Raw genomic sequence first — 22,349 nt, 5'->3', positions numbered from 1 at the left:
ACGCATGCCGGAACGCTGTGCGCAACCGTCATTCCTGTACGCTGAATGCGAACGCTGTACGCCGCCGCTGCCCGTACGCAGGTCCCCGAAGGAGCGCCATGGCCGCCAGGACGAAGCCGAACCCAATCCCTTCCGTGTGGGCCCGCCAGCAGCGCGAGTCCGACCAGCCCGCGCTCAGCCGGGACGTGATCGTCCGCGAGGCGATCGCCATGCTGGACGCGGAGGGCATCGAGGCGCTGAGCATGCGCAAGCTCGGCGCCCGCCTGAACGCCGGCGCGACCTCCCTGTACCGGCACGTCGCGACCAAGGACGAGCTGATGGAACTGGCGGTCGACGAGGTCGCCGCCGAGATCTCCGTCCCTCCCGCCGGAGGCCCGGACTGGCGCGCCGCCGTCACCGGGGCCGCCCGGTCCTTCCGTACGACGGCCCTGCGCCACCCGTGGCTGTCCTCGGTCCTCGGCCAGGCGGGCCTGGCCTACCTGGGCCCCAACCTCATGTCGTTCTCCGAGCGGCTGGCCGCGCTGTTCACCGCCGCCGGCTTCCCCGAGCCGAGCCGCGCGATCGACACCGTCCTGAGTTACGTCATCGGCATGAGCACCACCGAGGCGGCCTGGCTGACCACGGTCGCCCGCTCCGGCGAGACCGAGGCCGACTTCATCGCCCGCCTCATGCCCGCCGCCCAGCGGGCCGCGGCCCCCCACGACCACCTGTCCGGCTCGTATGCGGACACCGCGGCGGCGACCGGGGACCCGGCCGCGCTGCGCGAGGCCAAGTTCGCCTACGGCCTGGACGTCGTCCTCGACGGGCTGGCCCTGCGGCTCCCGCACTGAGCCGCTCCCGCCCCGCACCGGGTCCACCGCGCTTCGGGGGTGGGGTTTTCCCCAGGTCCAAGACGCCGATCCGCACCATGGGCCCGAACGCCGCCGGGGACGAGGCTGGAGGCGTCACAAGGCGGGACGCAGAGGGACGACGAAGAGGACGGACGTGACCATGGCATACGGTTTCCCGGAGCCGCGTGAGCACCGGCTGCCCGCGGCGCTGCGGGCGCCGATCGAGGCCCGCACCTGGCGCGAGTTCCTGTATCTGCTGCTCAATCTGCCGATGGGCGTCATCGGCTTCGTCTTCACGGTGACGATGCTGTCGCTCGGCGCGGGGCTGCTGGTCACCTTCCTCGGGCTGCCGGTGCTCGCCCTGATGCTGGCCGGATGCCGCGGCCTGGGCGTCGTGGAGCGCGAGCGCGCCCGCAAGTGCCTGCGCATCGACGTGGCCGCGCCCGCGCCGCTGCGCCGGCGGCCCGGCCAGGGCCTCATGTCGTGGCTCGGCGGCCAACTGACCAGCGGCGCCTCCTGGCGGCACGTCCTGTACTTCTTCCTGCACTTCCCCTGGGGCGTGTTCACCTTCTCCGTGGCGGTCTCCTTCTTCACCTACGGCTGGGGGCTCTTCACCTATCCGCTGTGGCAGTGGGTCTTCCCCGCCTACACCGACCAGCCCGGGCTCCAGCTGTACGGGGACGGGAACGGCAACGGCTGGTGGCTCGACTCGCCCTTCGAGGTCGCCATGACCTCCGTGCTGGGGCTGCTGCTGGTGCTGGCCACCCCCTGGCTGATCCGGGGCATGGCGCACGTGGACCGGGGTCTGGTCGCCGGGCTGCTGGGGCCGTCGCGGCTGGCCAGCCGGGTGTCGGAGCTGGAGTCGGACCGGGGGACGGTGGTGGACACCGCCGCCGCCGACCTGCGCCGCATCGAGCGCGATCTGCACGACGGGGCGCAGGCCCGGCTGGTGGCGCTGGCCATGGACCTGGGCCTGGCCAAGGAGAAGCTGCAGGAGGACCCGAAGGCGGCCGCCACCATGGTCGAGGAGGCGCACGGCGAGGTGAAGCTCGCCCTGCAGGAGCTGCGCGACCTGGCCCGAGGCATCCACCCGGCGGTCCTCACCGACCGCGGCCTCGACGCCGCCCTGTCCGCTCTCGCGGCGCGCTGCACCGTGCCGGTGCGGGTGAGCGTGGACCTGCCGGGACGGCCCGTGCCGGCGATCGAGGGCATCGCGTACTTCACCGTCTCCGAGCTGCTGCAGAACATCAGCAAGCACAGCGGCGCCTCGCGCGCCACGGTCGACCTGTGGCGCTCCGGGGACCGGCTGATGATCCACGTCATCGACAACGGACGCGGCGGCGCCTCCACCGCGCACGGCTCGGGCCTGGCCGGGCTCGCCGAGCGGCTGGGGGCGGTGGACGGTGTGCTCGCGGTGGACTCGCCCGCCGGCGGCCCGACGACCGTCGCCGCCGAGCTGCCCTGGCGGACCTGACCCCCTCTCCCTCCCCCGCGCTCCGCCCGGGCGGCAACGCCGTGTGCCGGCCGCCGGAAGCTGGAATGCTGGGGAGGGACACGTCGACGTCGACACGGGGGGCCGGTAGCGGTGGAGGACAGGGTGCGGGTGGTCATCGCCGAGGACTCGGTGCTGCTGAGGGAGGGACTGACCCGTCTGCTGACCGACCGCGGGCACGAGGTCGTCGCCGGGGTGGGCGACGCCGAGGCCCTGCTGAAGGTGATCGGCGAGCTGGCCGCCGAGGGCGCCCTGCCCGATGTGGTGGTCGCCGACGTGCGGATGCCGCCGACCCACACGGACGAGGGCGTGCGCGCGGCGGTGCGGCTGCGCCGCGACCATCCGCGGCTGGGCGTGCTGGTGCTGTCGCAGTACGTGGAGGAGCAGTACGCCACCGAACTGCTGGCCGGCAGTTCCCGCGGGGTCGGGTATCTGCTCAAGGACCGGGTAGCCGATGTGCGGGAGTTCGTGGACGCGGTCGTACGGGTGGCCGGTGGCGGCACCGCCCTGGACCCGGAGGTGGTGGCACAGCTGCTGGGGCGCAGCCGCAAGCAGGACGTGCTGGCCGGCCTGACCCCGCGGGAGCGGGAGGTACTCGGGCTGATGGCGGAGGGGCGGACGAACTCCGCGATCGCCAAGCAGCTCGTGGTGAGCGACGGCGCGGTGGAGAAGCACGTGAGCAACATCTTCCTCAAACTGGGGCTGGCTCCCAGCGAGGGCGACCACCGGCGCGTCCTGGCCGTGCTCACCTACCTCAATTCCTGATCCTCTGACGTATCGTCAGAGAATGTCGCGGAGGGGCAGAACCGGGACGGCGCCGGCCGGCGTCCCATATGGCGGAACAGGCAGCACGGGCTCCGGGGGCGGTGGCCGTGACCCATCAGGGCACAAAGGGAGCCCGGAGCGGCGTTCACCGTGCGGGAAGACCCGGGAAGGCGACCCTTACCCACGTACGATGGCGCGTGGGACACAAGGCCACGGCCCCGGTCGTGAGCCGCCGCCTCGAAGGAGGTCCGATTCAGTGACCAGCCAGGTCAGCAGCCCGACAAGCACCGATCATCCCGTCCTGGGCGGGCAGCGGAAACCCGCCAAGGAGACCAGGAAACTCGATCGGGTGGTGATCCGATTCGCCGGGGACTCCGGCGACGGCATGCAGCTCACGGGAGATCGGTTCACCTCGGAAACGGCGTCGTTCGGCAACGATCTGTCCACCCTGCCGAACTTCCCGGCCGAGATCCGGGCCCCGGCAGGCACCCTGCCGGGCGTCTCGAGTTTCCAGCTGCACTTCGCCGACCACGACATCCTCACCCCGGGTGACGCCCCGAACGTCCTGGTCGCGATGAACCCGGCGGCACTGAAGGCGAACATCGGCGACCTGCCGCGCGGCGCGGAGATCATCGTCAACACGGACGAGTTCACCTCCCGCGCGATGACCAAGGTCGGCTACACCGCCTCGCCGCTGGAGGACGGCTCGCTGTCCGCCTACGCGGTGCACCCGGTGCCGCTGACCACCCTGACGGTCGAGGCGCTCAAGGAGTACCCGCTGACCCGCAAGGAGGCCGAGCGCAGCAAGAACATGTTCGCGCTCGGGCTGCTGTCGTGGATGTACCACCGGCCCACCGAGGGCACCGAGGACTTCCTGCGCAAGAAGTTCGCGAAGAAGCCGGAGCTGGCCGAGGCGAACGTCGCCGCGTTCCGCGCGGGCTGGAACTTCGGTGAGACGACCGAGGACTTCGCGGTCAGCTACGAGGTGGCCCCGGCTGAGGCGGCCTTCCCGGCCGGCACCTACCGCAACATCTCGGGGAACCTGGCGCTGTCGTACGGCCTGGTCACCGCGGGCCGGCAGGCGGACCTGCCGCTCTTCCTGGGCTCGTACCCGATCACCCCGGCCTCGGACATCCTGCACGAGCTGAGCAAGCACAAGAACTTCGGCGTGCGCACCTTCCAGGCCGAGGACGAGATCGCCGGCATCGGCGCCGCGCTCGGTGCGGCCTTCGGCGGCTCGCTGGCCGTCACGACCACCTCCGGCCCGGGTGTCGCGCTGAAGTCGGAGACCATCGGTCTCGCGGTGTCGCTGGAGCTGCCGCTGCTGATCATCGACATCCAGCGCGGCGGGCCCTCGACGGGCCTGCCGACCAAGACCGAGCAGGCCGACCTCCTGCAGGCGATGTACGGGCGCAACGGCGAGGCCCCGGTGCCGATCGTGGCGCCCCGCACCCCGGGCGACTGCTTCGACGCGGCGCTGGAGGCGGCCCGCATCGCGCTGGCCTACCGCACCCCGGTCTTCCTGCTCTCCGACGGCTACCTGGCCAACGGCTCCGAGCCGTGGCGCGTGCCCGAGCTGGACGAGCTGCCCGACCTGCGGGTGCAGTTCGCGACGACGCCCAACCACGTGGCGGAGGACGGCTCCGAGGAGTTCTGGCCGTACCTGCGCGACCCGGAGACCCTGGCCCGCCCCTGGGCGGTACCGGGCACTCCCGGTCTGGAGCACCGGATCGGCGGCATCGAGAAACAGGACGGCACCGGGCACATCTCGTACGACCCGGCCAACCACGATCTGATGGTGCGCACCCGGCAGGCCAAGATCGACGGCATCGAGGTGCCGGACGTGACGGTCGACGACCCCGACGGCGCGGCGAGCACCCTGGTCATCGGCTGGGGTTCGACGTACGGGCCGATCACGGCGGCCGTCCGGCGCATCAGGGGCGCAGGGGGCGCGGTCGCACAGGCCCATCTGCGCCATCTGAACCCCTTCCCGAGGAATCTCGGAGAGGTCCTCAAGCGTTATGACAAGGTGGTGGTGCCGGAGATGAACCTCGGCCAGCTCGCCCACCTGCTGCGGGCGAAGTACCTGGTCGACGCCCGCTCCCACACCCAGGTGACCGGCCTGCCCTTCAAGGCCGAACAACTCGCTGCCGCCATCCAGGAGGAGAGCGCAGATGTCTGAGGCCCCTGCCGTCGACCACCCGATGCCGGGGCTGCCGGCGCTGTCCCTGGTCCCCAAGGCCGACGCCAAGCAGTCCATGAAGGACTTCAAGTCGGATCAGGAAGTGCGCTGGTGCCCCGGGTGCGGCGACTACGCGATCCTCGCCGCGGTGCAGGGCTTCATGCCCGAACTGGGCCTGGCCCGGGAGAACATCGTCTTCGTCTCCGGGATCGGCTGCTCCTCCCGCTTCCCGTACTACATGAACACCTACGGGATGCACTCCATCCACGGCCGGGCCCCGGCCATCGCCACCGGGCTGGCCGGCTCGCGGCGCGACCTGTCGGTGTGGGTGGTGACGGGTGACGGCGACGCGCTGTCCATCGGCGGCAACCACCTGATCCACGCGCTGCGGCGCAATGTGAACCTCAAGATCCTGCTCTTCAACAACCGGATCTACGGGCTGACGAAGGGCCAGTACAGCCCGACCTCCGAGCTCGGCAAGATCACCAAGTCGACGCCGATGGGCTCGCTGGACGCGCCCTTCAACCCGGTATCGCTGGCGCTCGGCGCGGAGGCGTCCTTCGTGGCGCGCACCGTCGACTCCGACCGCAAGCACCTCACCGGCGTGCTGCGGGCGGCCGCCGCGCACCCGGGCACCGCCTTCGTGGAGATCTACCAGAACTGCAACATCTTCAACGACGGCGCCTTCGAGGTGCTGAAGGACCGGTCGACCGCCGAGAACGCGGTGATCCGGCTGGAGCACGGGCAGCAGATCCGTTTCGGCGCCGACAACGCCAAGGGCGTCGTGCGCGACCGGGCCACCGGCGATCTGAAGGTGGTCGACGTCGACGCCTCCAACGAGGGCGACGTCCTGGTGCACGACGCGAACGCCGAGTCCCCCACCACGGCCTTCGCCCTGTCCAGACTCGCCGACCCCGACACGCTGCACCACACGCCGATCGGGGTGTTCCGCAGCGTCGACCGGCCGGTCTACGACGCGCTGATGTCCGAGCAACTGGAGCAGGCCGTGGAGCAGCACGGCAAGGGCGACCTCGCCGCACTGCTGGCCGGCAACGACACATGGACGGTCGTGGGCTGAGGCCCCGCTCTCCCCGCCGTCCGGGGCCCGGGCCTGATCGTCAGGCCCGGGCCCCGTCGTATGCCTCGCGGGCCGCCATCACCTGCTCCGTACGGGCCTCGGCCCAGCGGGCCAGGCCCCAGACCTGGTCGGCGGCCTCCTTGCCGAGCGGGGTGAGGGAGTAGTCGACGCGCGGCGGGATGACGGGGTACGCCTCCCGGTGCACGAAGCCGTCGCGCTCCAGGGTCTGCAGGGTCTGGGCGAGCATCTTCTCGCTGACCCCGCCGACCGCGCGGCGCAACTCGCTGAAGCGCAGGGTGCCGTCGATCAGCGCGGCCAGCACGAGGACGCCCCATCGGCTGGTGACGTGTTCGAGGATCACGCGCGAGGGGCAGTTCCGCGCGTTCACATCCGGGGGCGTCCGCGGCACCCCGGTGAGCTCTTCCCTTACTTCCATGTCACTAGCTTACTTTCAAGTGGGTACTTTCTGGAAGTTAGTACCAGTCCTAGGGTTAGTCCTGTCTTCACGAACAGGGACAATAGGGACTGGAGTGAACCCGTCATGAGCATCGTCGTCACCGGAGCCACCGGACAGCTGGGCCGTCTTGTCGTGGACCGGCTGCTGGCCGAGGTCCCGGCAGAGCAGGTCGTCGCCGTCGTCCGCGACGCGGACAAGGCCGCGGACCTCGCCGCCCGGGGCGTGGAGGTCCGGGTGGCCGACTACAACGCGCCCGGGACCCTCAAGGACGCCTTTCGGGCCGGCGACGTCGTGCTGCTGATCTCGGGCAGCGAGGTCGGGCAGCGCGCCGCACAGCACACCGCGGTGATCGACGCCGCCAAGGAGGCGGGCGTCGCGCGGCTCGCGTACACCAGCGTCCTCGGCGGACCGGCCGCCGACTTCAAGCTCGCCGCCGAGCACCTGGCCACCGAGCGGGTCCTGCTCGACTCCGGACTGACCTACACACTGCTGCGCAACGGCTGGTACACCGAGAACTACACCGCGCAGATCCCCGTCCAGCTGGAGCACGGCGTCGTCGGCAGCGCGGGCGAGGGCCGCGTCGGCTCCGCCACCCGCGAGGACTACGCGGCGGCCGCGGCCGCCGTGCTGACCGGCGAGGGGCACGAGAACGCGGTCTACGAGCTGAGCGGGGACCACGCCTGGACGATGGCCGAGTACGCCGCCGAGCTGGCCCGGCAGTCCGGCCGTCCGGTCGCGTACACCGACCTCCCGGCCGACGCCCTCCACTCCGTCCTCACCGGCGCCGGGCTGCCCGGACCGCTCGCGGAGATCTTCGTCGACGTGGACGTCGCCGGCGTCTCCCGGGGCCTCCTCCAGGGCGGCAGCGGCGACCTGGGCCGGCTGATCGGACGCCCCACCACCCCGCTCGCGGACACGATCGCGGCGGCGCTGAAGGGCTGAACCCCCGGCCGTCCACCGACGGCGAGGCCCCCGCGGCGGATCCCCTCCGGCCACGGGGGTCTCGTTCTGCGCCGCCACGGCTCCGGCGGTCCTTGAACCGCCGAGGATGTGTCATGACCGTCATGCGATACGCAGATGACGGGAGGACGCCCCGCACGCTACCTTCGAGCAGTCGGCCAGCGCCCCGGGAGGATCGAGTGAACGAGCAGCGTGCCGGTCTGCTGTACGGATTCGCCGCCTACGGGCTCTGGGGACTCTTCCCCCTCTACTGGCCGCTCCTCGAACCGTCCGGCGCCGGCGAGATCCTCGCCCACCGCATGGTCTGGTCGCTGGTCGTGGTCTCCCTCGTGCTGCTGGTGATGCGCCGCTGGGCGTGGGTCCCCGAACTTCTGCGGCAGCCGCGCCGGCTCGCGCTGCTGGCGGTGGCCGCCGCCGTCATATCCGTGAACTGGGGCCTGTACATCTGGGGCGTCAACAGCGGCCACGTCGTCGAGACCTCGCTGGGCTACTTCATCAACCCGCTGGTCACCATCGCTCTCGGCGTCCTCGTCCTGCACGAGCGGCTGCGCCCCGCGCAGTGGGCCGCCGTCGCCGTCGGTGCCGCCGCCGTGCTCGTACTGACCGTGGGCTACGGGCGCCTGCCCTGGATCGCCCTCACCCTGGCCTGCTCCTTCGCCACGTACGGCTTCATCAAGAAGAAGGTCGGCATGGGCGGCCTGGAGTCGCTCGCCGCCGAGACGGCCCTGCAGTTCCTGCCGGCCCTCGGCTACCTGGTACTTCTCGGCACCCGCGGCGACGCCACCTTCGCCTCGCACGGCGCGGGCCACGCCGCCCTGCTCGCCGCGTGCGGCGTCGTCACCGCGGTGCCGCTGATCTGCTTCGGCGCGGCGGCGATCCGCATCCCGCTGAGCATGCTGGGACTGCTGCAGTACCTCGCGCCGGTCTTCCAGTTCGCGCTCGGGCTGCTCTGGTTCCACGAGGAGATGCCGGCCGAACGCTGGGCGGGCTTCGCCCTCGTCTGGCTCGCGCTGGCCCTGCTGACCTGGGACGCGCTGCGCGCTGCGCGGCGCGGCCGGATCGTGGTGCGCGACGCCGCCGTGGTGCCGGACGAGGCGGCGCCGCGCGGGGCCGTCACCGGCTGACCCGGGCGGCGGCCCCTTCCATCACCGCCGGCCCGGCGGCACGGGTCGGCCCGGTGGGGTTCCTCGGCCGCCTCCCTCCCACGCCTCGCGCGCCTCCCTGCGGGAGCGGTGGGCACGGACCTTGTGGCGGTTGCCGCAGTGCTCCATGGAGCACCAGCGGCGCCGGCCGGGGCGCGAGGTGTCCACGAAGACCAGTTGGCAGTCGTGGGCGGAGCATTCGCGGACACGGTCGGCGTACGGGCCGGAGAAGAGCTCCACAGCGTCCCGGGCGACGGCCGCCAGGACCTGGGTGCCGGTGACCGGGGCGCGCCAGGCGCGGCCGCCGTCGGCGGCCAGACGGGGGGCGGGCGGGCGCCAGGCGGCCGCCTCGTTGAGGACGACGAGGTCCGGGCCGGGGAGCGGCTCCCCGTGGGCGCGGGCTTCGGAGATGTGCCAGAGCGCGTCGCGCAGATAGCGGGCCGAAGCGACGTCCTCCGGGGCGATCGCCAGCCCGGCCGGGTCGGGGCGCAGCCGGGAGGCCGCCGCCCAGCGGGCCAGGTCGGCGGGCTCGTGGAGGACCTCGCGGCGGGCGTAGGCGCCGGGGCCGCCGGTGGGCAGCAACTCCAGGCCGAGCGCGCCGGGATCGAAGCGGTAGGCGACCCCTTCGGGTGAATGGAGAACCAGACCGATTGCGGACTCCGTCATGTAACCAATATAACTGGTTACGGGTCGGCCGACGGCCGGACGGGGCGCCAACGAGGGGGCACGGCATGGCAGTTCACTGGAAGCTCGTGATCGACGCGGCGGATCCGCATCGACAGGCCGCCTTCTGGGCGGAGGCCCTGGAGTACACGCTCGAGGACCACAGCGCGCTGATCGAGAAGCTGCTGGGGTTCGGTGCCGTCACAGAGGAGATCCTCACGGAGTCGGGCGGACGGAGGGCCTGGCGGGATCTGGCCGCGGTGCGCCATCCCGAGGATCCGTACGACGAGGAGAGGGGCTCGGGCCGCGGTCGGCGCATCCTCTTCCAGCGGGTGCCCGAGGCCAAGACGGTGAAGAACCGGCTGCACATCGACCTCCATCCGGGCGAGGGGCGGCTCGACGAGGAAGTGGCGCGCCTGGAAGGGCTGGGCGCGACGGTGCTGCGGCGGATAAAGGAGCCCTCCGGCACATGGGTCACCATGGCCGATCCGGAGGGCAACGAGTTCGACGTCGAGTAGCCGAGCGACCCGAGGGCCGTAGGACCGGTCGGGCCGGGCACCACGAGGCCGCCCAACCGCGGGCTCTCGCCTTGACGGCGGGGCGGGGACGGTGACAGCATCTCCATGCATACGCAACTAATGCATGCGCAAGGAGATGACGGGGTGTCGGACTCAGAGCGGACGTTCCTGTTCCTGGTGGGAAGCAGTCGCGCCGACGGCAACACGGAGACCCTGGCGCGACGCGCCGCCGAACAGCTTCCGCCCACGGTGGGCCGGCGCTGGCTGCGGCTGAGGGATCTGCCGCTGCCGCTCTTCGAGGACGAACGGCACAACGGCGACGGAAGCTATCCCGCGCCGTCCGGGCACGCGGCGACGCTGCTTGAGGCCACCTTGGAGGCCACCGACATCGTGGTCGTGTCGCCGCTGTACTGGTACAGCGTCTCGACCAGCACCAAGCTCTACCTGGACCACTGGTCGGGCTGGATGCGCGTGCCGGGACTGGACTTCCTGGAGCGGATGCGCGGCAAGACCCTGTGGTCGGTGACCGTCCACGGAGGCCAGGACCCGGCGACGGCCGCCCCGCTGGTGGGGACGCTGCGCCACACGGCCGGCTACGCGGGGATGCGCTGGGGCGGCGCGCTGCTCGGCAACGGCACGAGGCCGGGCGACATCCTGCGCGACAGGGGCGCGCTGAGCCGGGCGAAGACCTTCTTCAGCTGACGGAACGCCCGTGCGGCCCCGGCGGTCAGGCCGTGACGTCACGGGTGGTGAAGCGGGCCCACGCCGCGGAGCCGAACACGGCGACGTAGAGGGCCTGGAGCTGGAAGTTGCTGCGCAGGTCGTCCCAGTAGACGGGAGCGCGGACGAGGTCGGCGAAGCTCAGCCAGTAGTGGGGGAAGAGGTAGGGCTGGACGGCGTGCAGTTGGGGGATGGTGTCGACGATCTGCACGGTGATCAGCAGGCCCACGGTGGTGGCCATGGCGGCGATGCCGCTGTTGGTGAGCGTGGAGATGAACAGGCCGAGCGCGGCGATGCCGGTGAGGGAGGCGGCCACGGCCAGGGCCACCAGAAGGGCGCGCAGCAGGCCCTCGGAGAAGGAGACCGTCGTGCCCGACAGCAGGGTGACGTCTCCGAGGGGGAAGAGCAGCGCGCCGGTCAGCAGTGCCGAGGCCGCCACGACGAGGGTGCCGATCAGGCAGAAGGCCAGGACGGAGGCGTATTTGGAGAGCAGCAGACGGGCACGCCCGGCCGGGGCGACCAGCAGATAGCGCAGGGTGCCCGCGTTGGCCTCGCCGGCGATCGCGTCACCCGCGACGACACCGATCGCCATGGGGAGGAAGAAGGGCAGGGTCGCGGCGAGCGAGGCGAACACCAGGAAGAGCCCGTTGTTGGTGATCAGGGAGACGAAGGCCGGGCCGCCGCCCCCGCCGCCGGCCGAGCCGCCGCCACCGGTCTCGATCCGCACCGCGATCCCGATGAGCACCGGGACCCCGGCAAGAACGGCCAGCAACGCGAGGGTGCGCCATCGGCGCAGCACGATGACCAGCTCGCTGCGGAACAGCCCGAGCGACCGGATCGGCCACACCGTCCTGTTCAGGGTGTCAGCCTGCGACATCGAAGCCCTCTCCGGTCAGCGCGACGAACGCGTCCTCCAGTGATGCCCGTTCGACTCCGAAGCCGCGGACCCGCACTCCGGCGCCGACCAGCGCGGCATTGAGATCGGCGAGTTCGGGGAGCGCGGCGGGATCCTGCGGCAGCTCTCCGGTGACCCTCTCGCCGTCGGCGGCCAGGCCGGTCACCCCTTGCTCCTTCAGGACACGGACCGCCTCGGCCGGGTCGGGAGTGCTGACCACCAGCCGTCCGGCGGAGGCCAGCGCCTCCACCGGGCCCTGGGTGATCAGCCTGCCTCGGGACATCACGGCGGCATGGGTGCAGACCTGCTCGATCTCGTCGAGGAGATGGGAGGAGAGGAAGACCGTGGTGCCGTCCGCCGCCAGCTCCCGGACGAGCGAGCGGATCTCGCGCATGCCCTGCGGGTCGAGGCCGTTGGTGGGCTCGTCCAGCACCAGCAGTTCGCGGGGCCGCAGCAGCGCGGCGGCCAGGCCGAGCCGCTGTTTCATGCCGAGCGAGTAGGCACGCGCCTTCTTGCCCGCGGCGGCGGCCAGCCCGACCCGCTCCAGCGCCGTACCGACCCGTGCCGCCCGGGTGCGGGGCTCGGCGGTCGGGTCGGCGGCGTCGAAGCGCAGCAGGTTGTCACGGCCGGAGAGGAAGCCGTAGAGGGCGGGGCCCTCGATCAGCGCGCCGACCCGCGGCAGAACGCTGCGCACGGCCCGCGGCATGGGCTCGCCGAGCACCCGCGCCGTTCCGGAGGTCGGCTCGATGAGCCCCATGAGCATGCGGATCGTCGTCGTCTTCCCGGAGCCGTTGGGCCCCAGGAAGCCGAAGACGCTGCCGCGGGGGACGGCCAGGTCGAGGCCGTCGACGGCGAGCTGTCCGCCGCGGTACCTCTTGGTGAGTCCGATCGTGGAGATCGCGTGCTCACCGGTCTCGGCGGACAGCTCCCCCATCGGCGCTCCTTCGCTCTGTGACGGTGCCTTACTTCGCGGCCGCGTTGGCGGCCTTGATCAGGGCGTCCTGGTTCACGGTGCCCACATAGACCTTGCCGCCGTCGGTGATCAGGGCGTTGACCAGGCGGGTCCCGAAGACCGTTCCGGTGCCGAAGTCGCCCTTGACGTCCTTGCCGAAGGAGCCGAGCAGCGACTGCCCGCCGAAGCCCGGGGCCTTGCCGCCGTGCTCGGACGGGCCGGTGTTCAGCGCGTCCTTCGGCAGCTGCAGCTCGGCGATCGAGTCCCAGCCCTTTCCGAGGACGCCGAGGCCCTCCAGACCGTCGAGGCCGCCGGGGCCGCCGGGGCCGCCGAACTCCTCGTGCCGGCCGCGGCTGTCCTGCGCGGTCTTCCCGTCGGCCTTCTCCGTCGTCACCTTGGCGCCCTTGGGCGGGGTGAAGTCGAAGGTCGAGGCGGCGGGCCTGGCGAAGTCCACCTTGGTGAAGGCGACATCGACGATCGCCTTGCCGCCGTTCCTCGGGGCGAGTGTGAACTTCAGCGGCACACCCGTGCCGGAGTCCACGCCGATCCGGATCGACCCGACCGTGGAATCGGCCGCCTTGGGCCTGATCACCAACTGGTAGGCGTCCCGCCCGGCGATGCGCGCGGTGCCGTCCACCGAGACGGTGGAGGTGTCGTCGACCGCGTCGAGGATCTTCTCGGCGGCCTCCTGCGGGGTGGCCGGCCAGCGCTCGGGCAGCTCGCGGTCGCCCCTGGCCTTGCCCTGAGCCTCCTGCGGGAGATCCGTCAGGTGGTAGGCCTGGTTGCTGCCGCTGTCGTAGGCCCAGACCTCGTCACCGTTGTGGATGACGCTGTACTCGGCCGCGTTCTCGACGATCGACACCTTCTGCTTCTGCGGGCCGTCGGCCGCGATGTGCAGGGTGTGCGAACCGGCGAGCAGTTGTGTCAGCTGCTCCTTCGGGTCGGCCGAGGAGCCGCCGTGCCCGCCGCCACCGCCGCCGAACGGCCCCGCGATGCCCGTGGCGCCGGTCAGCAGGGCCGGCAGGCCGAAGTCGGTGGTGATGCGGACCGAGCCGGAGAGCGTCTGGGTGTCCGAGGTCGCGACCTTCGCGATCAGCTCCTCGGCAGTGATCTTGGGCAGATCGGGGCTGCCCGCGTTCGCGAGCGCCGGTACGAGCCCGATGGTCGCCGCGGCGACTCCGGCCGCCGCGATCGGGACCGCGTAACGTATCGCCTTGGCCCGGCGCCGGGGTTCCCGGTCGTCGTCCATGGGCTGGATGGGTGCCATTACGTCCCTACCTCCGTTGTCAACGGCGGGTTCCCGTCAGCTTCGCACTCGTCCACCTCGGGCCATTGTCACCCGATCCGCCGTGTGGTGGTGCCTCTTATCCCATCAATCCGGCCACTCGGGCGCATCGCCCGCCGGGATCAACTCGGCGTACACCTCTGGGATGACGGTCCCTGACAACAGCTCAGGGCGGAAGCCGCCCGGCGGCCCCGGACGGCCGGGGACGCGCCCCGGACCGGCCGCTCGGCCGCTCTAGCCCGCGCGGTGCACCACGGCGTCGCAGAGGCCCTCCAGGGCCCGCTTCGCGGCGCAGTCCGGCAGCGGGGCCAGCAGGGCCCGCGCCTCGTCCGCGTAGCGCACGGTGTCACGCCGGGCCTGCTGCAGCGCCGGGTGGGCACGCAGCAGCGCGAGGGCCTCCGCGTGCCGCCGGTCGTCCGTCAGATCGCCGTCCAGCAGTTCGCACAGCCGCAGGTCGTCCGGCGAGGCGAAGCCGTTGGCCTTGGCCTTGGCCACGGCCGAACGCAGATGCAGGACCGGCAGGGTCGGCACGCCCTCGCGCAGGTCCGTGCCGGGGGTCTTGCCGGACTCGTGCGAGTCGCTGGCGATGTCCAGCACGTCGTCGGCGAGCTGGAAGGCGGTGCCGATGCGCTCGCCGTACTGGGTGACGATGTCGACGACCGTCTCGTCCGCGCCGGACATCATCGCGCCGAAGCGGCAGGAGACGGCGATCAGCGAGCTCGTCTTGCCGGCGATGACTTCCAGGTAGTGGTCGATCGGGTCGCGTCCGTCGCGCGGGCCCACGGTCTCCAGGATCTGCCCGGTGACCAGCCGCTCGAAGGCCTCGGCCTGGATGCGTACGGCCTCCGGCCCGAGGTCGGCCAGTATGTGCGAGGCCTTGGAGAACAGGAAGTCGCCGGTCAGTACGGCAACCGAGTTGTCCCAGCTGGCGTTGGCGCTCGGCACGCCGCGCCGCACCGCGGCCTCGTCCATGACGTCGTCGTGGTATAGCGTCGCCAGGTGCGTCAGCTCCACCACCACGGCCGACGGCACGACGCCCGGCGCGTGCGGATCACCGAACTGGGCGGCCAGCAGCACCAGCAGCGGACGGAACCGCTTCCCGCCGGCGGTCAGCAGATGGCGGGCCGCCCCTGTGATGAACGGCACATCGCTCTTGGTGGCCTCCAGGAGGCCTTCCTCCACGGCCGACAGCCCGGCCCGGACATCGGTCTCGAGGCTCTCGTCCATTACGCTCAGCCCGAAGGGCCCGACGACGGTCGTCACCTGGGATTCTCCTGTCGCTGAGATCGCTTCCGCGGCTTGGGGCGTGGCGCTGCACTACACCGGCAGAGTAACCGGTCGCCTCTCGATCACTGCGAGGGCATGGCCCCCTCGGGCCACTACGCCCGGTTTTGCCCGCGTGTGCCACCGCTCTTCTCCCGGGACGGCGCTCGCCGTCGGCACCACCGCCGCCGCGGACAACCCCCTCGGTGCCCCGGAGAGAGCCGCCACCGCAGTCGCGCCTTCCCCGGCGAGCGGCCGGCCATGCGTCCGCGGTCCCGGCCGGAACGGCGACACGGCGGACAGGGCGGGCAGACGGCGAACAGCGCGGCCTCCACCGGGTGCAGGAGGCCGCGCTGTCGCACGGAAGGGGCGGTACGGGTCAGCTGCGGCCTGGCGTCCGTACGCCTTGGTCACCGCCGCCGCCAGGCGCGGCGAGGCCCACTCCGTGCCGCACACGAAGCGCAGCACCGGCCCGTAGGTGGCCGCGGCGGGCAGCCCGGTGACGTACGTCCCCGGTACGGAGGTGCCGGAGTCGGCGCCCAACCGGGGCGAGCCGCCGGTCCGCGCGCAGTTCGGGGCGCAGTTCAGGGCGCAGTTCGGGGCGCAGTTCGGGGCCGAGGAACTCTGGCGCCTCCAGTCGACGCGGTAGCCGGTGGCGGCCATGACGTGGTCGGCGGAGAACCCGGCCGCCGGGCGCGGCGGTGGACGGCACGACCCTGCCGTCCCCGCCGAGGCGGGCGCTGTTCACCGCGGGCCCCGAAGTGGCCGATTCCGTACCGCAGTCGGGAGGTTTCCAGGGCGGAATGGCGGGCCGGAATGCGGGGGCCGGCGTGATCGCGCCGCGACGGGGGCGCGGCCGCGTCCCCGCCGGGGCCCGTCACAGGCCGTGGCGGCGTTCGCCGAGGACCCGTGCGCACACCTCGGCCTCCACGGGTCCGGAGAAGACGGCCGACGGGCCGGCACGCCGGGCCGCCACCGCGCGGCGGGTCTCGTCGGCGATCAGGTCTGCGTTGATCGCCGCTCCGGCGCGCACACCCGCGGCGGCGGCGCCGACCACCTGTTCGAAGAGGCCGGTGACATCGCCCGCAACCCACACCCCGGGCACGGCGGTCGCGCCGGCCGGATCGGCGGGCACGTGGGTGCCGACGACGTGGCCGCCGGGCCGCCGGCAGGATCGCCCGGGGTGCCGGTCGTCGTGTCCGTCGTCGCGTTCGTCGTCATGTCGCGTGCCTCCGTTCCGCGGGGATTCTCCGGCCGCGTTCCCTGGGTTGACAAAGTCTCTTGCCGGGACGGCAAATGGAGGGATGGCCGACGACGACATTCCCGGTGTGCTGAACGCGGTGGGCCCGCGGCTGCGGTGGGTGCGCCGCTCCCGCGGCGTCACCCTGGCGCAGGTCAGCGAGGCGACGGGTATCTCGCTGAGCACCCTGTCGCGGCTGGAGTCCGGGCAGCGCAAGCCGACCCTGGAGCTCCTGCTGCCGCTCGCGAAGACCTACGGGGTGCAGCTGGACGAGCTGGTCGGCGCACCGCCCACCGGGGACCCGCGCATCCACCCGCGCCCCTTCACACGGCGCGGGCAGACCTTCGTCCCCCTCACCCGGCACCTGGGCGGTCTGCACGCCTACAAGCTGATCCTGCCGCCCTCGAAGACCCCGGGCGTGCGCCCCGGGCAGGGCACGCACGAGGGGTACGAGTGGCTCTATGTGCTGTCCGGCCGGCTGTGGCTGGCCCTGGGCGAGCACGACCTGGTCCTCGGAGCCGGAGAGGCCGCCGAGTTCGACACCCACACCCCGCACGGCTTCGCGAGCGCCGGGCCGCAGCCCGTGGAGTTCCTCAGCCTGTTCGGGGCGCAGGGCGAGCGGATGCACGTACGGGCCCGCCCCAGCGGCGGCTGAGCTCCAGCGGCCCCTGAGCCGCCACAGCGGAGCGCCCCGCGACCGGGGATCCGGTCGCGGGGCGCTCAGGTCGCGGGCCGCTCGGGCACCGGGCCCGGGTCAGCGGACGAAGACACCCGCCTGGTTCGCGAGGTCCAGGAAGTACTGGGGCGCGACGCCCAGCACCAAGGTGACCGCGACACCCACCGCGATGGCCATGGACGTCAGCGGCGAGGGCACGGCGACCGAGGGGCCGTCGGCCTTGGGCTCGCTGAAGAACATGAGCACGATGACCCGGATGTAGAAGAACGCCGCGATCGCGGACGACAGCACACCCACGATCACCAGCGGCACCGCGCCGCCCTGCGCGGCGGCCTTGAAGACCGCGAACTTCCCGGCGAAGCCCGAGGTCAGCGGGATGCCGGCGAAGGCGAGCAGGAAGACCGCGAACACCGCGGCCACCAGCGGGGAGCGCCGTCCCAGCCCCGCCCAGCGCGACAGGTGCGTGGCCTCGCCGCCGGCGTCGCGCACCAGCGTGACGACCGCGAACGCGCCCAGCGTCACGAAGGAGTACGCCGCCAGGTAGAAGAGCACCGAGGAGACGCCCTCCGGGGTGGTCGCGATGACACCGGCCAGGATGAACCCGGCGTGCGCGATGGACGAGTACGCGAGCAGGCGCTTCACGTCGGTCTGCGTGACGGCCACGATCGCGCCGACCAGCATCGTCAGGATCGCGACGCCCCACAGCACCGGCCGCCAGTCCCAGCGCAGCTCCGGCAGGACCACGTAGAGCAGCCGCAGCAGCGCGCCGAAGGCGGCGACCTTGGTGGCCGCGGCCATGAAGCCGGTGACCGGGGTCGGCGCGCCCTCGTAGACGTCCGGCGTCCACATGTGGAACGGCACGGCGCCCACCTTGAACAGCAGGCCCATGCCGACCAGCGCGGCGCCGATCAGCAGCAGCGCGTCGTTGCCGGAGGAGTCGGCCAGCGCCGGGGTGAGCTTGGCGGTGCCGTCCACGACCGAGGCGATGCCGGAGTACGAGACGGTGCCCGCGTAGCCGTACAGCAGGGCGATGCCGAAGAGCAGGAAGGCGGAGGAGAAGGCGCCCAGCAGGAAGTACTTGACCGCCGCCTCCTGCGACATCAGGCGCCGGCGCCGGGCCAGGGCGCAGAGCAGGTAGAGCGGGAGGGAGAAGACCTCCAGGGCCACGAAGAGCGTCAGCAGGTCGTTCGCCGCCGGGAAGATCAGCATGCCGCCGATGGCGAACATCAGCAGCGGGAAGACCTCGGTGGTGGTGAACCCGGCCCGGACGGCCTCCTTCTCCTGGTCGCTTCCGGGCACCGCGGAGCCCTGTGCGGCGAAGGAGTCGACGTGCCGGCCGTGCGCCTTGGGGTCGAGCCGGCGCTCGGCGAAGGTGAACACCCCGACCAGGCCCACCAGCAGGATCGTGCCCTGCAGGAAGAGGGCCGGGCCGTCGACGGCGACCGCGCCCATGGCGGCGATGTGCGCCTTGGTCGTCGCGTAGCCGCCCGCCGCGAGCGCCACGACCGCGGCGAAGGCTGCGGCCATGCCGACGACCGCGAGGCCGACCTGCCCGGTGTAGCGGAAGCGCCGCGGCAGGAACGCCTCGATGAGGATGCCGAGGACGGCCACACCGAAGACGATCAGGACCGGAGCGAGCTGGGCGTACTCGATCTTCGGCGCGTTGATCTTGTCGGCGGCGAGCGGTGCCGCCGTTGTCCACAGGCTGTGGACAGCAACTGTGCTGCTCACTTGGATGCCTCCAGCGCCGGCTTGGGGTCGGTCTTGTGCACGTCGGAGAGCGTCTGCCGGACCGCCGGGTTGACGACGTCGGTCAGCGGCTTGGGGTACACGCCGAGCAGGAGCAGCAGCGCGATCAGCGGTGCCACGACGGCGAGTTCCCGGACCTTCAGGTCGGGCATCCCCTGGACCTCCGCCTTCACCGGGCCGGTCATCGTCCGCTGGTAGAGGACGAGGACGTACAGCGCGGCGAGCACGATGCCGGTGGTGGCGATGATCCCGACGACCGGGTAGCGGCTGAACGTCCCGACGAGGACGAGGAATTCACTGACGAAGGGCGCGAGCCCCGGCAGTGACAGGGTGGCCAGACCGCCGATCAGGAAGGTGCCGGCCAGCACCGGGGCCACCTTCTGCACCCCACCGTAGGACGCGATGAGCCGGGAGCCGCGGCGGGAGATCAGGAAGCCCGCGACGAGCATCAGCGCGGCGGTGGAGATGCCGTGGTTGACCATGTACAGCGTCGCCCCGCCCTGGCCCTGGGAGGTCATCGCGAAGATGCCCAGGATGATGAAGCCGAAGTGGGAGATCGACGCGTACGCGACCAGCCGCTTGATGTCGCGCTGGCCGACGGCGACCAGGGCGCCGTAGACGATGCTGATCAGCGCCAGCACCAGGATCACCGGCGTCGCCCATGTGCTGGCCTCCGGGAAGAGCTGGAGGCAGAAGCGGAGCATCGCGAAGGTGCCGACCTTGTCGACGACCGCTGTGATGAGCACCGCGACGGGCGCCGTGGCCTCGCCCATGGCGTTGGGCAGCCAGGTGTGCAGCGGGAACAGCGGGGCCTTGACCGCGAACGCGAAGAAGAAGCCCAGGAACAGGGCGCGTTCGGCGGTGGTGGACAAGTCCAGCTTGCCGGCCGCCCGGGCCTGCAGGATCTCCTGGAGGGAGAAGGTGCCCTGGCCGAGCTGGTCGGCGGTGACCGCGTAGAGCCCGATGACCGCGGCCAGCATGATGAGCCCGCCGACCAGGTTGTAGAGCAGGAACTTCACGGCCGCGTAGGAGCGCTGGCGGGCCGCCTCCTCCTCGCCGTGCTCGTGCGCACGGTCCCCGAAGCCGCCGATGAGGAAGTACATCGGGATGAGCATGGCCTCGAAGAAGATGTAGAAGAGGAAGACGTCCGTGGCCTCGAAGGAGATGATCACCATCGCCTCGACCAGCAGGATCATCGCGAAGAAGCCCTGGGTGGGCCGCCAGCGGCGGTTGGGGTTCTTCTCCTCCAGCGGGTCGGCGTCGTGCCAGCCCGCCGCGATGACGAAGGGGATGAGCAACGCGGTCAGCCCGACGAGCGCGACCGCGATGCCGTCCACGCCGAGTTCGTAGCGGACGCCGAAGCTGGCGATCCACGCGTGGGACTCGGTGAGCTGGTAGCGGGGCCCGCCCGGGTCGAAGCGGACGAACACGATCGCGGCCAGCACGAGCGTCGCCAGCGAGACGGCCAGCGCCAGCCACTTGGCCGCCCCGCGGCGCGCCGCCGGCACGGCCGCGGTGGCGATCGCGCCGAGCGCCGGCAGGCCGGCGGTCAAGGTGAGCAGGGGGAAGGACATCAGGCAACACCCCTCATCAGCAGCGTCACGGCGACCAGCACCGCGGTGCCCGCCAGCATCGACACGGCGTAGCTGCGCACATAACCGTTCTGGAGGCGGCGCATCCGGCCGGAGAGGCCGCCGACGGCGGCCGCGGTGCCGTTGACGGCGCCGTCCACGCCCTTGTGGTCCAGGTAGACCAGGCCGCGGGTGAGGTACTCGCCGGGCAGCACCAGGGCGACGTGGTTGAAGTCGTCCTGGAGCAGGTCGCGCCGGGCGGCGCGGGTGAGCAGGCTGCCGCGCGGGGCGACCGCCGGGACCGGCCGGCGCCCGTACATGGCCCAGGCCAGGGCCACGCCGAGCACCATCACCACCATCGTGGCGCCGGTGACGGCACCCGCGCCGATCGGCGGGTTGCCCTCCTCGTGACCGGTGACCGGCTCCAGCCACTTCACGAAGGCCTCGTTGATGCTGAACAGCCCGCCCGCGAAGACGGAGCCGAAGGCCAGGACGATCATGGGAATCGTCATCGAGCGGGGCGACTCGTGCGGGTGCGGCTCGTGGCCGTCCGCGTCGGGCTGCCAGCGCTTCTCGCCGAAGAAGGTCATCACCATCACGCGGGTCATGTAGAACGCGGTGATCGCCGCGCCCAGCAGGGCCGCCCCGCCGAGGATCCACCCCTCGGTGCCGCCCTTGGCGAAGGCGGCCTCGATGATCTTGTCCTTGGAGAAGAAGCCGGACAGGCCCGGGAAGCCGATGATCGCCAGATAGCCCAGTCCGAAGGTGACGAAGGTGACCGGCATGTACTTCCTCAAGGCCCCGAACTTCCGCATGTCCACCTCGTCGTTCATGCCGTGCATGACCGATCCGGCGCCGAGGAAGAGCCCGGCCTTGAAGAAGCCGTGGGTGACCAGGTGCATGATCGCGAAGACGTAGCCGATCGGGCCGAGGCCCGCGGCCAGCACCATGTAGCCGATCTGCGACATCGTCGAGCCGGCCAGTGCCTTCTTGATGTCGTCCTTGGCGCAACCGACGATCGCACCGAAGAGCAGCGTGACCGCGCCGACCGTCACGACGGCCACCTGCGCGGTGGGCGCGGCGTTGAAGATCGCGCCGGAGCGGGTGATCAGGTAGACGCCCGCGGTCACCATCGTCGCCGCGTGGATCAGGGCCGAGACCGGGGTCGGGCCCTCCATCGCGTCACCGAGCCAGGACTGGAGCGGGACCTGGGCCGACTTGCCGCAGGCGGCGAGCAGCAGCATCAGGCCGATACCGGTCAGGATGCCCTCGCCCGCCTTGTCCACCTGGCCGAAGAGCGGCTCGAAGGTGAAGGTGCCGAAGGTGGTGAACATCAGCATGATCGCGATCGACAGGCCGACGTCACCGACGCGGTTGACGATGAAGGCCTTCTTGGCCGCGGTCGCCGCGCTGGGCTTGTGCTGCCAGAAGCCGATCAGCAGGTACGAGGCGAGGCCCACGCCCTCCCAGCCGACGTACAGCAGCAGGTAGTTGTCGGCGAGGACCAGCAGGAGCATCGCCGCGAGGAAGAGGTTGAGGTAGCCGAAGAAGCGGCGGCGCCGCTCGTCGTGCTCCATGTAGCCGATCGAGTAGATGTGGATGAGCGTGCCCACACCGGTGATCAGCAGGGCGAAGGTCATCGACAGCTGGTCGAGCTGGAAGGCCACGTCCGCGTGGAAGCCGCCGACCGAGATCCAGGTGAAGGCGGTCGAGTGCAGCGTGCGGTGCTCGCCGCTGCGGCCGAGCATGTCGAAGAAGAGCACCGCCGCGACGGCGAAGGACCCGGCCGCGAGCAAGGTGCCGATCCAGTGGCCCGTACGGTCCAGCCTCCGTCCGCCGGTGAGCAGCACACCGGCGCCCAGCAGCGGCAGGAGGACGAGCCATCCGATCAAGTAGTCCACTGTCGCTACC

Annotated in this window: 21 protein-coding genes; 11 read left to right on the top strand and 10 right to left on the bottom strand. The window is 71.7% G+C overall.

The annotated features are described in order from the left end of the window. Positions 1-98: 98 nt before the first annotated feature. The 5 genes from ACWDAS_RS20855 to ACWDAS_RS20835 all read left to right on the top strand — a co-directional run bounded on the left by ACWDAS_RS20855 (position 99) and on the right by ACWDAS_RS20835 (position 6,347). Positions 99-830: a TetR/AcrR family transcriptional regulator C-terminal domain-containing protein gene (locus tag ACWDAS_RS20855; RefSeq protein WP_450392846.1), complete on the top strand. Its 732-nt coding sequence runs from the start codon at positions 99-101 to the stop codon at positions 828-830. A 160-nt stretch (positions 831-990) separates the two neighbouring features. Further along, positions 991-2,304 (top strand): sensor histidine kinase, encoded by a 1,314-nt coding sequence (locus ACWDAS_RS20850; RefSeq protein ID WP_450393049.1) that lies wholly within the window; start codon positions 991-993, stop codon positions 2,302-2,304. Positions 2,305-2,427: 123 nt separating this feature from the next. Then, positions 2,428-3,087 carry a LuxR C-terminal-related transcriptional regulator gene (locus ACWDAS_RS20845; protein WP_450393046.1) on the top strand — a complete coding sequence of 220 codons (660 nt, stop codon included), beginning with the start codon at positions 2,428-2,430 and terminating at the stop codon, positions 3,085-3,087. 256 nt (positions 3,088-3,343) lie between these two features. Then, positions 3,344-5,269 (top strand): 2-oxoacid:acceptor oxidoreductase subunit alpha, encoded by a 1,926-nt coding sequence (locus tag ACWDAS_RS20840; RefSeq protein WP_450392843.1) that lies wholly within the window; start codon positions 3,344-3,346, stop codon positions 5,267-5,269. Continuing rightward, positions 5,262-6,347 (top strand): 2-oxoacid:ferredoxin oxidoreductase subunit beta, encoded by a 1,086-nt coding sequence (locus ACWDAS_RS20835; RefSeq protein ID WP_450392841.1) that lies wholly within the window; start codon positions 5,262-5,264, stop codon positions 6,345-6,347. The genes ACWDAS_RS20840 and ACWDAS_RS20835 overlap by 8 nt, the downstream gene beginning before the upstream one ends. A gap of 40 nt (positions 6,348-6,387) precedes the next feature. Here the strand turns inward: ACWDAS_RS20835 and ACWDAS_RS20830 are convergent, their stop codons facing one another. After that, complete coding sequence (locus tag ACWDAS_RS20830) at positions 6,388-6,783, bottom strand: winged helix-turn-helix transcriptional regulator (RefSeq protein ID WP_450392838.1); 396 nt, start codon at positions 6,781-6,783, stop codon at positions 6,388-6,390. A 105-nt stretch (positions 6,784-6,888) separates the two neighbouring features. Between ACWDAS_RS20830 and ACWDAS_RS20825 the strand changes: the two genes are divergently transcribed. Next, positions 6,889-7,746: an SDR family oxidoreductase gene (locus tag ACWDAS_RS20825; protein ID WP_450392835.1), complete on the top strand. Its 858-nt coding sequence runs from the start codon at positions 6,889-6,891 to the stop codon at positions 7,744-7,746. A 197-nt stretch (positions 7,747-7,943) separates the two neighbouring features. Beyond that, entirely contained in the window at positions 7,944-8,888 is a 945-nt protein-coding gene (rarD, locus tag ACWDAS_RS20820; RefSeq protein WP_450392833.1) for an EamA family transporter RarD, read from the top strand. 21 nt (positions 8,889-8,909) lie between these two features. Here rarD and ACWDAS_RS20815 read toward each other — a convergent pair whose 3' ends face one another. Next, a complete protein-coding gene (locus ACWDAS_RS20815) occupies positions 8,910-9,572 on the bottom strand; it encodes a CGNR zinc finger domain-containing protein (RefSeq protein ID WP_450392830.1) in 663 nt (220 codons plus the stop codon). 65 nt (positions 9,573-9,637) lie between these two features. Here ACWDAS_RS20815 and ACWDAS_RS20810 point away from each other — a divergent pair, with 65 nt between their 5' ends. Together ACWDAS_RS20810 and ACWDAS_RS20805 are read left to right on the top strand one after the other, a co-directional pair. Continuing rightward, positions 9,638-10,087 (top strand): VOC family protein, encoded by a 450-nt coding sequence (locus ACWDAS_RS20810; RefSeq protein ID WP_450392827.1) that lies wholly within the window; start codon positions 9,638-9,640, stop codon positions 10,085-10,087. A 120-nt stretch (positions 10,088-10,207) separates the two neighbouring features. After that, positions 10,208-10,789 (top strand): flavodoxin family protein, encoded by a 582-nt coding sequence (locus ACWDAS_RS20805; RefSeq protein WP_450392824.1) that lies wholly within the window; start codon positions 10,208-10,210, stop codon positions 10,787-10,789. A gap of 25 nt (positions 10,790-10,814) precedes the next feature. Here the strand turns inward: ACWDAS_RS20805 and ACWDAS_RS20800 are convergent, their stop codons facing one another. The 4 genes from ACWDAS_RS20800 to ACWDAS_RS20785 form a co-directional block, all read right to left on the bottom strand. Next, complete coding sequence (locus ACWDAS_RS20800; protein ID WP_450392822.1) at positions 10,815-11,684, bottom strand: ABC transporter permease; 870 nt, start codon at positions 11,682-11,684, stop codon at positions 10,815-10,817. Next, positions 11,671-12,636, bottom strand: a complete 966-nt coding sequence (locus ACWDAS_RS20795; protein ID WP_450392819.1) for an ABC transporter ATP-binding protein — start codon at positions 12,634-12,636, stop codon at positions 11,671-11,673. The genes ACWDAS_RS20800 and ACWDAS_RS20795 overlap by 14 nt, the downstream gene beginning before the upstream one ends. Before the next feature lie 28 nt (positions 12,637-12,664). Further along, complete coding sequence (locus ACWDAS_RS20790) at positions 12,665-13,921, bottom strand: LolA family protein (RefSeq protein WP_450392816.1); 1,257 nt, start codon at positions 13,919-13,921, stop codon at positions 12,665-12,667. A gap of 252 nt (positions 13,922-14,173) precedes the next feature. Further along, the gene (locus ACWDAS_RS20785) at positions 14,174-15,166 is read right to left on the bottom strand and encodes a polyprenyl synthetase family protein (protein ID WP_450393043.1); all 993 of its coding nucleotides are present in this window, start codon (positions 15,164-15,166) and stop codon (positions 14,174-14,176) included. Between the two features lie 514 nt (positions 15,167-15,680). On the opposite strand from ACWDAS_RS20785, the gene ACWDAS_RS20780 reads away from it, so the two are divergent. Further along, a complete protein-coding gene (locus tag ACWDAS_RS20780; RefSeq protein WP_450392814.1) occupies positions 15,681-15,851 on the top strand; it encodes a hypothetical protein in 171 nt (56 codons plus the stop codon). Between the two features lie 228 nt (positions 15,852-16,079). On the opposite strand, the gene ACWDAS_RS20775 is transcribed toward ACWDAS_RS20780, so the two are convergent. Continuing rightward, positions 16,080-16,337, bottom strand: coding sequence for a hypothetical protein (locus ACWDAS_RS20775; RefSeq protein WP_450392811.1), 258 nt, complete (start codon positions 16,335-16,337; stop codon positions 16,080-16,082). Positions 16,338-16,506: 169 nt separating this feature from the next. On the opposite strand from ACWDAS_RS20775, the gene ACWDAS_RS20770 reads away from it, so the two are divergent. Beyond that, on the top strand, positions 16,507-17,097 hold the full coding sequence (locus ACWDAS_RS20770) for a helix-turn-helix domain-containing protein (RefSeq protein WP_450392808.1): 591 nt from the start codon (positions 16,507-16,509) through the stop codon (positions 17,095-17,097). 99 nt (positions 17,098-17,196) lie between these two features. Here the strand turns inward: ACWDAS_RS20770 and nuoN are convergent, their stop codons facing one another. From nuoN to nuoL, 3 genes are read right to left on the bottom strand one after another with little or no spacing between them, the layout of a single operon-like run. Then, positions 17,197-18,849: an NADH-quinone oxidoreductase subunit NuoN gene (gene nuoN / locus ACWDAS_RS20765; RefSeq protein WP_450392805.1), complete on the bottom strand. Its 1,653-nt coding sequence runs from the start codon at positions 18,847-18,849 to the stop codon at positions 17,197-17,199. Beyond that, the gene (locus tag ACWDAS_RS20760) at positions 18,846-20,441 is read right to left on the bottom strand and encodes an NADH-quinone oxidoreductase subunit M (protein WP_450392803.1); all 1,596 of its coding nucleotides are present in this window, start codon (positions 20,439-20,441) and stop codon (positions 18,846-18,848) included. The genes nuoN and ACWDAS_RS20760 overlap by 4 nt, the downstream gene beginning before the upstream one ends. Continuing rightward, positions 20,441-22,339 (bottom strand): NADH-quinone oxidoreductase subunit L, encoded by a 1,899-nt coding sequence (gene nuoL / locus ACWDAS_RS20755; protein WP_450392800.1) that lies wholly within the window; start codon positions 22,337-22,339, stop codon positions 20,441-20,443. Before nuoL ends, ACWDAS_RS20760 begins: the two co-directional genes overlap by 1 nt. Positions 22,340-22,349: the final 10 nt, after the last annotated feature.

Source organism: Streptomyces sp. NPDC001070, assembly GCF_053598835.1.
The sequence above is the reverse complement of the archived record's forward strand: the minus strand, read 5'-3'. Positions and strand labels throughout refer to the sequence as shown.